Source organism: Streptomyces sp. NBC_01335 (assembly GCF_035953295.1).
Lineage (GTDB): Bacteria > Actinomycetota > Actinomycetes > Streptomycetales > Streptomycetaceae > Streptomyces.
In genome coordinates this window covers 2,173,312-2,186,132 of record NZ_CP108370.1, presented here as the reverse complement: position 1 = coordinate 2,186,132, position 12,821 = coordinate 2,173,312, and the positions used below count along the sequence as shown (strand labels likewise).

The window sequence follows — 12,821 nt, the reverse complement described above, 5'->3', positions numbered from 1 at the left end:
CACCCCCCGAGATCAGGCGTCGAGGCCGAGATCCTTCTTGTAGTCGGCGATGGCGAGGACTGCCGCGGACTGCACCTCGGGCTGAGGCTCGTGCAGTTCGATGCGCACACGGCGTCGGTCGCCCTCGGCGACAAGCAGCCGCTCGAATGCGGAGTAGATCGTCTGAAGCATCTGGCCCGACCGCTTCCCTGATGACTTGTAGAAGCTCAGGTCTTCGCACAACGAGTAGGCCAGGGCCCAGTCAGACTGCTGGTAGAAGTCGGCCTGACCGGACTCCTTCAGGGAGTCCCACAGGCGCTTCGCGATCGGATGCCAGCTCCGGTCGGCATTCGGCACCTTCGCGGGGCGGGCCAGGCCGCGCGTAACGGTCTGCGCACCTCCGCCCTTGCGCTCGCGGGGGCGAGCCAAGTCGGCTTCACGGTTGGGCACGGGGCCGGGCACGCCCTCACCTCCAAGTCACCTGCACAGAGGTCTCATTGGTTACCATGTACGCGCGTGCCTGAACTCTGTGCGATACAGCTTTTGCCTCTGTATCGCACAGAGCTCGTGTTCGCGCGCGGGAGAGCAACCCGCGCACCTCCGGCTAGACCAGGGGCTGGTTTGAGACGCCAAGCCAGCCCTCGGTCCCCTGGGGGACCACAACGCTCCGAAAGAGGACGTAAGCGAGACCGTGAGAGGGGACACCGTCCGATACGCGCTGACAGCGCCACAGAGGATTTGCTAAGCGTCGGCAGTCCCTCAGTCGAAACCACCTCGTCGGTGGTCGATCTGAGGCTGCCGTATGCCGGTTCGACCGCCAAGTTCGGAAGGCGCGTGCGAATCGATGGACTGGAACGCCATCACCCTCTACTTGCTCGGTCTCTTCAGCCTACTCAGCCTTGCCGTCACCTTGCTGACGTCGCTCGTCAAGCAGGTGCCCGACCTGGCGGAGGCTTTCCGCGCCGCGCTAAGGTCTCTGCGAGACGATCGGGACCGGCGGGCCGAAGATGACGATGCTGAGGCTTAGAACGCGCCGCCAGTCAGGAAATGCGCGGACAGCCACGCGAGAAACGCGAGCAGGGCGAAACGCCGGAGGCGCACGGCTCCGGTGACTTCGGGTCGGGGCTCATCGTGCCGGCCGATCCCGAACCATTTCCAGACGTGTTCGCTGAGGGTGTCGCCTCGTGCATCTCGGGCAAGTGCGGCTCCTTCAATCGCGGCGAAGGCCGCCAGCCAGGCAATCCACGTCCAGGACCAACCAGTCATCGGCAGCACCTCGCACAAAGTCAGTGGGCCCCTGAGGGAGAGTGATCCTCGGGGGCCGGCTTACGCTCAATGGGTCAGCGAACCGGAGCTTCACGCCTTTACAGCAGGCCGGGGTGTTCCTCGGTCCTGCGGAATCGCCGGTTGTGGCGCCGACGAATTGCGGCCTGGGCCGCGGCTCCCTCTTGGGAGGATTTAACCCGGTGATGCCACCCGCAGAGTGACTGAAGGTTGGATTCTCGGTGGTCGTCGCCGGGAAGTATATGGTCCACATCTGTGGCAGGTTCAGCGCATCGCGCGCCGTAGTCGTTTCGCTCAGTGCACCGATGACCGTCGCGGCGCAAAATTCGCGCTCTGATCTGAGGCCAGTTCTTGGGAAGTCGCGAGCGTCTATCGGAGGAACTCCAGGAAGGAATGATTCCTCCTCGCCATAGGTAAGCCTTTTGAGGCTTCCCTCTGAGCGGCCCTTTAGGGCCGCCAAGCGCAATAGGAGCTTCGCCTTTATGCCCCCGCCAGGGAACAATTACTTAAGCCTTACTGCCTCTACTTATATATAGGGAATGAGGAGGCCGCTTTCGGAAAGGGCAAGGGAGTGATCTGGACCACAGGCGACGGCGGTAGCCGGAGCCTGGCGGCGGCGAACGGCTGGTGTGCTCGACAGGGCGGCCCTGGCGGGCCGCGCTGGAGGGAAGCCCGAACGGGCTAGACAAACCGAAAGGCTAACTTGTACCTTCCGGGTGTGCCTGCAACGCAGGCGGCCCCGGCCAGGTGCGCTAACACCGGACCAGGGCCTACACCCAGGAGAGGTAGCTCCCAGATGCGAGTGCATCGTAACCGGCACGAACGTGCCTTCGTGGTGGTCCCCAACGAGGCAGCCCGGAACAAGAAGCTGTCCCTGGCCGCCCGCGGCCTGCACGTCACGCTGCTGTCCCTGCCGGACGGCACGAAGGTGACCGTCGAGTCCGTGACGGACCGCGTGGAAGAAGGCCGGCGCGCAGTCGCCAAGGCGTTCCAGCAGCTCGAAGACGCTGGATACCTCCGCCGCGACCGCTTCCAGAGCCCCGACTCGGGCCTCTGGTGCACCGAGACCCACATCTCTGATCTCCCGACTGACCGCTTCCCGGCGGTCGGTGAACCGGCTACTCGGTCTGTCGGCGGCTCTCCCAAGGGAGTAAAGAACCAGGGAAAGAACCTCCTCCCTGCGCCCGAGCCGACGAACGGCGGCCAGGAGCCGACCGAGGCCAGCACCGAGGAGGAGGGAGATAGCTCCAGCGACAAGAACCGCCCCTCGGCTGACGCCGAGGTCGGGAAGGCAGCCAAGGTGCTCTCGACCCTCGGGGCAGATGACCGCCGCCTCTCGCTCAGCGCCGCCGAAGTCCTGCGCCTGGCCCCGATCGCCGCCGAGTGGCTCACCGAAGGGCACAGCCCGCTGAAGATGGTCAGCGTCCTGACGGCCCGGCTGCCCGAACACGTTGACTCCGCCTACGCGCTGATCAGCTACCGGCTCAAGAATCAGAAGCCCGCGAAGCCACAGCCGAAGGCCGAGCGCCAGCCGGACACCAGGCACCGGTGCGAGGTCTGTGACGCCCCCTTCCCGATGGGCCGCACCGGCACGGTCTGTGCCACCTGCCGCTTCGAACTGGACAACGCAGCTGCCTTCCTCGCTGGCACTGTCGCGCCCCTGGCAGAGGCAGAGGTCGAGGACTTCCCCGACGCGGACCCGTACGCCGCAGGCGCGGCCCGAGTCCGCGCCGCCCTCGCCGCCTGACCTGCCACTGCGACACCTTGAAAGGCACACCCATGTCCTCGATGCACATGCCCTGGTACGCCCGCAGTGTCTTCACCGCTGGCAGGCCCCTCGTTCTCGTCGCCGCACTGGTCATGTCCGTCCCCGGCGAAATCCGCATGGCACAGCTCGCGGGCTGGCACGGCTGGATCACCTGGCTCATGCCGGTGTGCGTCTCCGCCTACGCCGCCTGCGCCGCCGTCATCTCCGACGTTCGCCGACGTGCCAAGGCTCCCGGCCGTGTCACTGCCACGATCGGAGCCGGGGCCGCCCTCGGCCTGGCACTGGCGGCCCAAGTCGTGGCACACCTCATCGACCGGGGATACATGGCAACCTCCGCCGTCCTCGTTGCCGCCGTGTCCTCCGTGCCGCCGCTCGTCGTGGCACACATGCTGCACATGGCAGCCATGCCGGCCGCCGAGGTCACCGCAGCCGAGCGGCTGCGCGACCTGGAAGAAGCGTCGGCGTACCTCGCTGGCGAAGTCGCCGAGGCCCTCGACCTGGCAGGCCGACAGCTCGTGTCCAAGTGCCACGGCATCCGAAACGACTACGAAGAGCTGTCCGCCATCGCGGACGAGCTGACCGCCGAAGCGGATGAGATGGCGGACGAGCTGACTGGCGAACTGGCAGCGGTGGAGAAGGAGGAGCAGACACCCCGGCGGCAGCGCTCTGCCAGGAAGGCCGTCCCGCTGACCGTCGTCAAGAACACCGTGGCGACCATGCAGGCCGAGGGCGCCACGGTGACCGGTCCGACGCTGGCGGAGCGGCTCGGTTGCTCCGTCCGATCTGGGTACCGGTACCTCGGCGAAGTCCAAGCTGCGTGACCCGCTGAACGCGCGAGCCCCGTCGCCGAGGGACGGCAACGGGGCTCGCAGGAATCGGTGGCGCGCGTGTGGCTCGCGAGGGGATCGTCAGCGCCCCCTCTCTAGCATCCGCAGGATGCGTTCAGCAAGAAGGCGAGCGTCGCGGCGTCGCGCTGGCCTCTTGGACCAGACCGCCGGCATGAAGATGCCGAAGAACACGATCAAAGGCATACTGATCGCCGCGACGGCGATCCAGGGGCTGACTGCGACCGAAGCTGAGGTGGCGGCAAGCGCACTCAGAGCGATCGGCAGTCTGCGGCTCACGGATCGATGCTGCTGGCCATCGCAAGAATCCTTTCGTCGGAACCAAGCCTGGCGGTGACCGGGTTCGGGTGGCTGAGAAACCCCGCTTCCGGTTGGCGCCGGTGCGCGCGGGACAGGCCAGGGACCGATAGCAAGGGCAACGTGCAGCATCAAGGCCGGAGAGCTGGCCTGCCCCCCAGTGACTTGCTGCCGCACCCGGAATTCACGAACCGCCGGTGCGGGTAGGTGAGGCGTACCTCGGGTGTAGAACGCACCGGTCGCCAGCCGTTAGGTGTAAGCACTTCGCCGCACATTCTGCCACGCCTGAGCGCTGCCTGAGGAGCCAACTACACCCTGCGGAGCATTGGTTGGGCGATGCGTCTTTCTCCGGACGACCCTGAAACCGTGGCAAAATCCGAGCGGCTAAGACTCAGCGGTCGGCGCGTGCACGTGCCGGGGGTCACCCCCCACCCCCCGTGTGCTGGGTTGTGCGCCTGCGGTGGTTCGCCGGGCGGATGGCTGGTGTAAGGTCCGCGCGCTATGGGCGCGTGCTGCGGGCAGGCAGGGCAGGGGAGGGCGACGGGCCGGAAGGCGTGCGACTGCGCACCCTTCGGGCATACCGGGCAGCGAGAGCCGGAGCGAATCCGGACAATGCGGAAGACTATTCGGGCATCCCGGTCACGAGGCTTGCATCGCTGGTTCAAGTAAGCCAATGTTTGGCCTGTCACCGCGACGGACACCGCAGCGGTCGGCCCGAGACACGAAGCCATGGAGGCGGGAACCGGGCGGCCAGCGAATGACCGGAGCGGGGGCGCTGCGGGTAAGCCGAAAGGCCAACTTGCACCAACGAGGACCGGCCCCTACGGTTGGGACTCACCGCAAAACTCAAGCCTGAACGGGCCGGAGTGCAGCGGAGAACGAAGCCGAAAGGTGAACTTGAACCGAATGGCCCGGACCTGATACGGTCTGGACCGAAGCGAAGGGTCGGGGCTCGCAAGGGTCACGGAAGGCCGCTTCACTCGAAGCCGAAAGGCGAACTTGAACCAAACGGCGAAGATCCGCTAGGGTCGGAACCACCGCAGGGCCGAGAGGCCAGGCGGATGACCTTCACGCCAGCATCCGGGCATCGGGTGCCCTACCCCGAGGGCTTCGGGGGCCGACCCTGCGAAGCGAGCTGTCGCAGGACTCAAGGCAGGCTGCTGCGAAAGCGGGGCCTAGGTGCTGCGAGCGAGCCGACCCGCGAAAGGTCGGTCCGACCGGGCAGTTGGGTCGGGGCGCCCGGACCGAGGCCGTCCCGCAGGGGCGGTACAGAAAGGCAGTGCCAGTTCCTTGAGAACTCAACAGTGGACGCGAAATTTACGCAGCGGACTGGAGCGCGGAAGCGCCGTGTCACCGGCCCTGTACGCCTGCTGAGGCAAGGGCCGGGCTGCGATCGAGAAACGCGAAGGTGCGAGAGGGACGCGACTGCGTCAGAACTCCGTACCCGACACATTGCCTACATACCAAACGTGTAGCGCCCGCCAGGCTTCGGCCTGGTGGTGCGCTGAGACCTCACCGGCCTCGGTCGGTGGGGTGCCAGCGCTCCATCAAGAGGTGGGGTGTATCAGCAGGCCGGCGTTAGTACCCGGCCTATCTGAGAGGGGACACATGTCCAGCACGGTGGTTGAGTTCGGTGTCAGCCTGAAGAAGGCGACGGATGTCGTGGACTATGACTTGGCCGAGCAGCTTACGTATCTGTCCGGCATCCTGTTTCAGACGCAGCGTCGGTTGGATGCGACGACTGCGGAGCTGCGGGCGGAGCGCGCTGCTCACTCCGAGGCGTCGTTGATTGCGATGTTGGAGATCGAGGGTCTCAAGGAGGCGAACCATGTCCTCGGGGTCAACCTTGAGTGGCAGGGGGACCTTACCCAGAAGTACGGGGACGAACTCGACGACGCACGACGCGACTTGGCGCTCCTGAAGGACAGCCTTCGGGAGACGCGTGAACTTCGTGATCGGCGTGAGGCGGACCTCCTTGAGGTAGTCGACGTCTTCCAGGGCAAGGCGGAGGCGCAGAGCAGGCTTCGCGAACGGATCGAGGAGAGTTTCGCCAGCTTCCAGAGTGATGTCACGGCTCTCCTGGCCCAGGGTGAGCTTCTTCGCTAGCCGAAAGGCTTACTTGAACCTTCCTGCCCTCTCGTGAGAGCCGAGAGGGCAGGAAGGCATGGAGGTGCTGATGTCCCAGGTTGGATTCAAGGTTGGTCGACCCGGTGGTGTTCTGCACACCCTCGACCGCGTCACGGAGTTCGCTCCGATCGGACGGTGCGGAGAGGTGATCGAGGTCGCCCAACCCGCGCCACTCCCAGGCCAGTTCAAGCGGTGGTGCCGCATGTGCTCGCTGCCCGCCGACGAGATCGAGTTCCTGACGGCCAGCCTCTGGCGCCGCGCGGGGTTCGGTCTCGTGCCGACGAACGGATTCCGCCCCGCCTCTTAGCGGGGACTGGGGGACAGGTCTGTCCGCGGCCGGCCTGTCCCTCCCGCATGGCGAAACGCCTGAGGTCGGGCGTCGTGGCGGGGTGGTGCCTGCTGCCTGACGAGTCGGCGATGTGTCGACGTTGCCAGCCAACGAACACGAAAGAAGAGGTCACATGTCCGCGAAGATCGTCCCTCCGGCAGAGGCGGCGTACAACCTGATGCTGATCGTTGCTGAGCCGTACCCCGGCATCCCGGGGGCAACTCAGACGACGTACATCCAGGAATACCTTTCTGGGGAGCCGGACGACGTTGAGCTGTTCGTGCCCAAGGGGTGGGAGCTGCTCGAAGACGAATCCGAGGTGATTGTCCGGGGTGATCACAACTGTGACTGCTGCGGGCTGGGGGTCGTCGGTCGGCGGTACTGCGAAGGGTGCCCGCGTGAGGAGTGGGAATCCTGCGACCCGGCGAAGTCGAACCACTGTTTCACCGGTTATTGCGACGGGTCGGAATGCTCGTTCGAGGGTGAGTGCGAACCTGCGCACGAAGTGCGTGTCTGGACCGAGGTATCGGATCTCCTGGGCCTCTGGGAGGTCAAGGCCGAGGCATCCGGACGGGTTCGAGTAACGCAGCGAGAGGGGTACGAGCGTGATGCGGAAACCGTATTCGAATCACTGTGGTCCGCATGGGGGTACGCCCAGGGGTGTGCCGAGATGCATGCGCAGACCCTTCGGGACGGTTGCCAGTGCGGGAAAGGGGACTGCGGTGTGATGTATCCACACGGAATCGGCGTCCAAGAGGTCACGACCAACCGTGATCTTTCTCGGACCTGAAAGGCTTAGTTGAACCAGGCGAAACATCCCCGCACGGGGGTGTCGTCGGGGGGTGGTTCCCCCGGCCTGACGAGTCGGCGTCTTGCCGACCTTGCCAGCCATCATCGCGAAAGGTAGAGAACATGCGCATTCGTAATTGGATCACCGTGCCCAAGAACCTTCTGGTGAAGGCACTTAATTGCACCCCGTGGGCCAAGAGCCGCAGGCTCCATGACGACCTCGCCCACGCTGCCGTGCATTGCTTCTATAAGGCACTGGACGAGATCCACGACTTGCATTCGCAGCTCGGTCAGGAAAACGCCCAGCGAATAGTCCTGCTGGAGCGGATCGAAACAGATGTCCGTGAGCGTCGAGCGCTGAACAGTGCACTAGCCGCGTTCGGTGACCAGTTTGATGACCGGATGCTCGCTATCTCCTTGGCTGAAAAGCTCGGGGCTGAAGAGGTCGCCGCGCTGGCCCACCTGCTTGCCGAGACCGGCCGGAAGGGGGCCGCCGACATGTGGCTTGAGCTTCACAACCTGGCCCGAGAAGACGACGACGTTGAGGACGCCGAGTTGGTTGAGGCGGAGGCTGCCTGACCGGCGGATCGGCATGCCTACACCCAGGCCGGCCGCCGGGTGGGGTCCTGCAACTAGCAGAGAGATGACCTGATTTCTACAAGGCGAAACCTCTGAGAGGAGGTCGTCACGGGTTTGGTTCCCGTGGCCTGACGATGCCAGCCAACGCATTGCCGGAACTCGAAGGATTAAGAGGCGACATGAAAGACGAAGACCGTTTCAAGGTGGAGTGCGCGTCACTGTTCAAGCACTACCGGAAGGCTTTGTGCCTGGCCCTGGAGCAAGAGCGTGAAAGTACCTTCGCAACTGCTCGGAAGCTCAGGGAGCACTCTTCTGGCCTCGTGCGTATCTGGGGTGATGGGCTTGCTCGGAGGGCGTCAGAGATCGAGACGTTGAAGAACTGGATCTTCTTTGGTGCCGAAAACGTCAGCGAGCTTGTCTCGCTGTACGGCGACACGATGCTTACGGCTGCGGTGTGGGGTGAGGCGGAAGCACTGGCAGCGATGAATGACGCCCACGAAGAGAGCGAAGTGAGCCGGTACGCAGCCCGAGCGGCGGACATGAATGAAATCAAGGTGCGCCTTACGAACATTCGCGACCGGTACTTCCCCGTGAACTCCTGTTCATGCTCCCGCTGATGGCGAAACGCCTTCGGGCGTCGCGGCGGGGTGGTGCCCGCTGTCTGACGATGCCAGCCGCATTTGTGAAAGAAAGAGAAGTACATGTCTGCCAACGAGGCAACCCTCGCGAAGATCCGCGCCATCCTCGCCAAGGCCGAAGACCCGGCCGCGACTCCGGAGGAAGCGGAGACGTACTTCGCGAAGGCTGCCGCCCTGATGTCGAAGTACGGCGTCGAGCGGGCGATGCTCGCCGAGGCCGACCCGTCTACGGACAAGCCGTCCACCCGGACCATCATTCTCAAGGGCTCGTACCTCCTCGACCGCGTGCAGCTCCTCAACAACGTGACCATGGCGCTCGGCGGACAGACCGTCCGCTGGCGCGTCTACGACTGGGAGTCGGGCAAGTACGCCCAGAACGTTGAGGTTCACGCCTTCGAATCGACGCTCGACCGCGTCGAGATGCTGTTCACGTCGCTTCTGCTCCAGGCGTTCAACGGCATGAAGCAGGGCGCCCCCGCGTGGGGGGAGTCCACGACCGCCTACCGCAAGTCCTGGCTGGCGGGCTTCTCCCAGTCCGTTTACCACCGTCTGACGCGATCCGAAGAAATCGCGGCAGCGCAGGCTACCCGCGAACTCGGGGGCCGCTCGGCCGAGCTGGTTCTCTCCAGCCGCGAGGACACCATTCGTGCACAGTTCAAGGCCGCGCATCCCAAGGTGCGCATGGCCGCTAAGCGTCGGCTCACCGGCTCGGGTTGGTCGGAGGGCAAGGCCGCCGGTCAGCGTGCGGATCTCGGCGACTCCCGTGTGACCTCCGGTCGTCGTCGGGCGGTCTCGGCGTGACCACGCTTACGGGCTTCATCACTCACAACGGCGAGCCTGACGGGATACGCATCGGGGTCTGCTTCCGCCATCCGGGCTGGGAAGCGGCCTGGGACGGCGAAGTGGGCGAGAACCTGCGTCGGTTCCGCTACCCCGACGGTGCAGAGCGTCACGTCTACATCGACGGCGACGGTCGCGCGCTGATGGTCGGCTGGTTCCCACCGGGCACCTTCGACGCTCTCTAACTCCTTCTTCATCGGGCCGCCCCGTCTCCGGGCGGGGCGGCCCCCTGCCTGAAAGCAGCACATGCACCGCGCCACTTTCATGATCTTCCACTTCGCCAACTCCAGTTGCCCTGACCGGATTACGTCCATGTCCGACGCTCGAATAGCGCTCTGCCTTGAGTCCGGAGTCGACATGGACGACATCGATCCCGCTTCGGGATACGACTACTCCCGCCGCAGCTACGACAGGGTCCGAGCCTCGTGGGTCGACCTGGTCCGCCAACACGGTGCCAGCCCGTTCTACGAGGTCCGCGACATCGAATCGGTGCGCGAACGGTGGGCCGAGAAGCGGCCCGAGTTCCTCGAAGGTGACGACTGGCTCTCTGCGGGCCTGGACGAACACCGCAATTTCATCGCCGGTCTGGGCCGCCCGTGCCGCAAGCCCGACTGCCTTGTCCACGAACCCGAACTGTGGCGACTGATCCAGGAGGACACGCTCGCCGCCTCCACCCCGACCGTTGACGAACTCCTCGACCTGATGGGGATCTCCGAATGACCTGGCGCTACGACGTGTACGAGTGCACGCACACCGACGCTGACCACCACGATCACGACTGCGTCGGCCACATGACCCTCCGGGGAGAGTTCCTCGACTACGGATACGAGGACGCGTTCGTCCTGGCGTACGACCTGGCCGAGAAGCACGGACACGCCGCCGTGTGGACGACCGCGCCGAACGGCAGCACCGCCCTGTGCTTCCAGCACATCCGCGGTGGCGGCCCCTGCGAGGCGTGCCCGCCCCAGCAGCCCCGAAGCGGCCCGTGGACGAGGCACATTCTCGGGGACCGGTTCATCTGCGAACGGTGTGCCGCACAAGCCCGCCGCGAGTGGGGCAAGAGCGCCGGATGGTCGGACAGCGAATGCCCCTGGTACCGGCCGGTTCTCCGCCGCGCGTCGGCGGAGGCGAGCCGGTGACCCCCCTCAACACCGAGCCGTGCACCGGGTGCGGGCGCGTACCCGAGCTGCTTGACGAAGACCTGACCTGCGGCCCCTGCCGCCTGCACATTCAACTGGGGAGAGCTGTGACCGACAGCAAGAAGTGGACCGTGGCCGCCCTCCACAAGACCCGAAGCGATGAACTCCTCATCGCCGCCGTGTTCGAAGGCCACCGGCACGACGAGAGCAGCGCCGTCTACACCAACGGGGAGCTGTACCGCTTCCTGCGCTTCGTGGAGGCCCCGACCGCTGACGCTGCCGAGCGGCTCGTACTGGCCGACTTCGACACGGCCGGCCTCGACGACGAGGACGAGGAGATCGCGGCGTGAAGAAGACCGTCAAGTTCTCGGTCGAGCGGACCACACAGGCCGAGGTCGAGATCAGCATCGAAGTCCCCGAAGAGTTCTTGGACGAAGACGGCGAGGTCTGCGACGACGAGGGCCTCCGGGACTGGGCGGACGAGAACCACAACTGGACCGACCAGGAGCTGATCTTCGAAGAGATCACGGACACCTCGGTCATCGAAGTACTGAACGCCTACTGAGACGGAACACCATGAACATCTCCAAGCGCATGCTCATCGCAGCCGTCACCGCGTGGTCGCTCGCCTGGGCGGTACTCCTCATACTCGGCGCTTCCGTGATCGGACACGCCAGTGCGCCCGTCGCCCCGCCTGCCATCTCGTTCGAAGACGAGCAGCGCGCTCTTGGGCGTGAGCCCTTCGGCGACGTGGACGACCACATGGACTGCTGGGCTCAGATCGGCGAGACCTCGTACATCGAATGCCGCGACGGCTACATGACGAGTTCCTGATGCGCGTCCGGCCCCCTCGTGAGAGCCGAGGGGGCCGGACGCGGGCGAAACCGGTGGTGAGCCGGTCGTGGGGGAGTGGTGTCCCCCACCTGACGATGCCAGCCAAATGAACACGTCAGCCCAACAACAGAACGGTATCCCATGCGCCTGATCCTTTGCCCCCTGCAAACCTGTTCCCGCCACCTGTTCGCGCAGCCGGACCGCACCTTCGCCTGCCAGCAGGCCCATGCAGTCGACCCGGACACGCTCGCGCTTCGGCCTGACGACGTGTGGTTGCCTAGCGCGAACGGTCAGCTCTTCTGTATCTCCACGCCGACCGCGAGTCTGCGCCGCATGCTCGACGCCGACCGGGAGTACAGCAGCGCCCCCATGGAGTACGACCTCGAACTCCCGCCGCTGCTCGAACTGAAGGACGCCGCATTCGAGTTGGTGGAAGCGCTAGACCTCGGGCTTCCCTTCCCGGCAGCGTCTGCCCGATGAGTACCACCCATGGAGCCGTAGGGCTCAATGCCGAGTCGGCCCGCTTCATGACCAACCACACGCACCGCGTCACGGTGACGTGGGGTGGGGGACGCGCCGTTGCCCACGTGTGGCAGGCCCAGCCGCGCATCGACTTCCGGCATGAGATGACGTGGTCCGGCAACCCCCTTGCCGTAGACCCGAACACGCTCCTGGGCGCGGTGCTTGCCCACGCCCAACTGGTCGGTCGCGAGGAGGCGGCCGAGCATCTGACCGCCTTGGACGTACGGAATGAGTTCGAACCGCTCGACTGGCGGGGACCCAGCGACCTGCCCGGCCGAGCCAGGGCCGAGTACGGGCTCCTGGAGACACGCCGATGAGCGCCGAGCACCTCGGGTGCCCGCGCTGCCGAATCTCCCGTGACATCTCCGTGAGCGTGCGCGAGTGGGCGTTCTGCGTCCTGTGCAAGTACGGAGGATTGTGGGGGGAGTTCATGTTCTGCCTCTGCGAGGGCTACGAGTGCCGGCCATCGAAGGGGCGCCGTCGAAAGCTGCTCGCGCCCGCCGGCCTCGGCTGCGGGTGCGCGTCCAGCACCCCCGCGTGTAGGGCCAGCCGATGAGACACGTCGTGCGGAAGCGCCCGGAGGGCCGCCTCCAGTGCACTATGTGCCGGGCCAGCTTCGAAGAGATGAAGGCCGCGGTGGCGGCCAGGTACGAATGCCCCGGCGTCCCTCTGGCACACGGCGTGCCCGGCCAGCGAGAGCACATCGTGTATCCGACATGGGGCCGAGACCGGTCCTGCGCCGGGTGGGGTTGCGAGGAGCCCGACCCCACCCACGAACACGGGCCCGGAAGCCCGCTCTGCGACGAGATCACGTGCGGACTCTGCATGCACGAATGCGACTGCGATGTGTGC

At 65.6% G+C, this 12,821-nt stretch carries 20 protein-coding genes and 4 other RNA genes; 21 read left to right on the top strand and 3 right to left on the bottom strand.

What is annotated here, in order from left to right:
* Positions 1-12: 12 nt before the first annotated feature.
* Positions 13-441, bottom strand: coding sequence for a phage terminase small subunit (locus tag OG599_RS09165; RefSeq protein WP_327175462.1), 429 nt, complete (start codon positions 439-441; stop codon positions 13-15).
* Between the two features lie 382 nt (positions 442-823).
* Here OG599_RS09165 and OG599_RS09160 point away from each other — a divergent pair, with 382 nt between their 5' ends.
* Positions 824-1,006, top strand: a complete 183-nt coding sequence (locus OG599_RS09160; RefSeq protein WP_327175461.1) for a hypothetical protein — start codon at positions 824-826, stop codon at positions 1,004-1,006.
* On the opposite strand, the gene OG599_RS09155 is transcribed toward OG599_RS09160, so the two are convergent.
* Entirely contained in the window at positions 1,003-1,245 is a 243-nt protein-coding gene (locus tag OG599_RS09155) for a hypothetical protein (protein WP_327175460.1), read from the bottom strand. The genes OG599_RS09160 and OG599_RS09155 overlap by 4 nt on opposite strands.
* An 814-nt stretch (positions 1,246-2,059) precedes the next feature.
* Between OG599_RS09155 and OG599_RS09150 the strand changes: the two genes are divergently transcribed.
* Together OG599_RS09150 and OG599_RS09145 are read left to right on the top strand one after the other, a co-directional pair.
* The gene (locus OG599_RS09150) at positions 2,060-3,010 is read left to right on the top strand and encodes a hypothetical protein (RefSeq protein WP_327175459.1); all 951 of its coding nucleotides are present in this window, start codon (positions 2,060-2,062) and stop codon (positions 3,008-3,010) included.
* Positions 3,011-3,042: 32 nt separating this feature from the next.
* Positions 3,043-3,852, top strand: coding sequence for a hypothetical protein (locus OG599_RS09145; RefSeq protein ID WP_327175458.1), 810 nt, complete (start codon positions 3,043-3,045; stop codon positions 3,850-3,852).
* Positions 3,853-3,939: 87 nt separating this feature from the next.
* Here the strand turns inward: OG599_RS09145 and OG599_RS09140 are convergent, their stop codons facing one another.
* The gene (locus OG599_RS09140; RefSeq protein ID WP_327175457.1) at positions 3,940-4,155 is read right to left on the bottom strand and encodes a hypothetical protein; all 216 of its coding nucleotides are present in this window, start codon (positions 4,153-4,155) and stop codon (positions 3,940-3,942) included.
* A gap of 1,626 nt (positions 4,156-5,781) precedes the next feature.
* On the opposite strand from OG599_RS09140, the gene OG599_RS09135 reads away from it, so the two are divergent.
* From OG599_RS09135 to OG599_RS09045, 18 genes are all read left to right on the top strand, one after another.
* The gene (locus OG599_RS09135; protein WP_327175456.1) at positions 5,782-6,279 is read left to right on the top strand and encodes a hypothetical protein; all 498 of its coding nucleotides are present in this window, start codon (positions 5,782-5,784) and stop codon (positions 6,277-6,279) included.
* Positions 6,280-6,349: 70 nt separating this feature from the next.
* A complete protein-coding gene (locus tag OG599_RS09130) occupies positions 6,350-6,607 on the top strand; it encodes a hypothetical protein (protein ID WP_327175455.1) in 258 nt (85 codons plus the stop codon).
* Between the two features lie 154 nt (positions 6,608-6,761).
* Positions 6,762-7,418 carry a hypothetical protein gene (locus OG599_RS09120; RefSeq protein ID WP_327175454.1) on the top strand — a complete coding sequence of 219 codons (657 nt, stop codon included), beginning with the start codon at positions 6,762-6,764 and terminating at the stop codon, positions 7,416-7,418.
* 16 nt (positions 7,419-7,434) lie between these two features.
* An RNA gene (locus OG599_RS09115) (hammerhead ribozyme type II) lies at positions 7,435-7,501 on the top strand.
* 39 nt (positions 7,502-7,540) lie between these two features.
* Positions 7,541-7,996: a hypothetical protein gene (locus OG599_RS09110; RefSeq protein ID WP_327175453.1), complete on the top strand. Its 456-nt coding sequence runs from the start codon at positions 7,541-7,543 to the stop codon at positions 7,994-7,996.
* Between the two features lie 81 nt (positions 7,997-8,077).
* Positions 8,078-8,143: hammerhead ribozyme type II (locus tag OG599_RS09105), an RNA gene on the top strand.
* A 32-nt stretch (positions 8,144-8,175) separates the two neighbouring features.
* Positions 8,176-8,613, top strand: a complete 438-nt coding sequence (locus OG599_RS09100; protein ID WP_327175452.1) for a hypothetical protein — start codon at positions 8,176-8,178, stop codon at positions 8,611-8,613.
* Positions 8,614-8,676: hammerhead ribozyme type II (locus OG599_RS09095), an RNA gene on the top strand.
* Between the two features lie 21 nt (positions 8,677-8,697).
* On the top strand, positions 8,698-9,435 hold the full coding sequence (locus tag OG599_RS09090; protein ID WP_327175451.1) for a DUF2786 domain-containing protein: 738 nt from the start codon (positions 8,698-8,700) through the stop codon (positions 9,433-9,435).
* On the top strand, positions 9,432-9,659 hold the full coding sequence (locus OG599_RS09085; protein ID WP_327175450.1) for a hypothetical protein: 228 nt from the start codon (positions 9,432-9,434) through the stop codon (positions 9,657-9,659). Before OG599_RS09090 ends, OG599_RS09085 begins: the two co-directional genes overlap by 4 nt.
* Positions 9,660-9,786: 127 nt before the next feature.
* Positions 9,787-10,194, top strand: a complete 408-nt coding sequence (locus OG599_RS09080) for a hypothetical protein (RefSeq protein ID WP_327175449.1) — start codon at positions 9,787-9,789, stop codon at positions 10,192-10,194.
* A complete protein-coding gene (locus OG599_RS09075) occupies positions 10,191-10,613 on the top strand; it encodes a hypothetical protein (protein ID WP_327175448.1) in 423 nt (140 codons plus the stop codon). The genes OG599_RS09080 and OG599_RS09075 overlap by 4 nt, the downstream gene beginning before the upstream one ends.
* A 107-nt stretch (positions 10,614-10,720) precedes the next feature.
* Entirely contained in the window at positions 10,721-10,963 is a 243-nt protein-coding gene (locus OG599_RS09070) for a hypothetical protein (RefSeq protein ID WP_327175447.1), read from the top strand.
* The gene (locus OG599_RS09065; protein WP_327175446.1) at positions 10,960-11,178 is read left to right on the top strand and encodes a hypothetical protein; all 219 of its coding nucleotides are present in this window, start codon (positions 10,960-10,962) and stop codon (positions 11,176-11,178) included. Before OG599_RS09070 ends, OG599_RS09065 begins: the two co-directional genes overlap by 4 nt.
* A gap of 11 nt (positions 11,179-11,189) precedes the next feature.
* A complete protein-coding gene (locus tag OG599_RS09060) occupies positions 11,190-11,447 on the top strand; it encodes a hypothetical protein (protein WP_327175445.1) in 258 nt (85 codons plus the stop codon).
* 42 nt (positions 11,448-11,489) lie between these two features.
* Positions 11,490-11,555, top strand: an RNA gene (locus tag OG599_RS09055) — hammerhead ribozyme type II.
* 33 nt (positions 11,556-11,588) lie between these two features.
* Positions 11,589-11,927, top strand: a complete 339-nt coding sequence (locus tag OG599_RS09050; protein WP_327175444.1) for a hypothetical protein — start codon at positions 11,589-11,591, stop codon at positions 11,925-11,927.
* A complete protein-coding gene (locus OG599_RS09045) occupies positions 11,924-12,286 on the top strand; it encodes a hypothetical protein (RefSeq protein WP_327175443.1) in 363 nt (120 codons plus the stop codon). The genes OG599_RS09050 and OG599_RS09045 overlap by 4 nt, the downstream gene beginning before the upstream one ends.
* Positions 12,287-12,821: the final 535 nt, after the last annotated feature.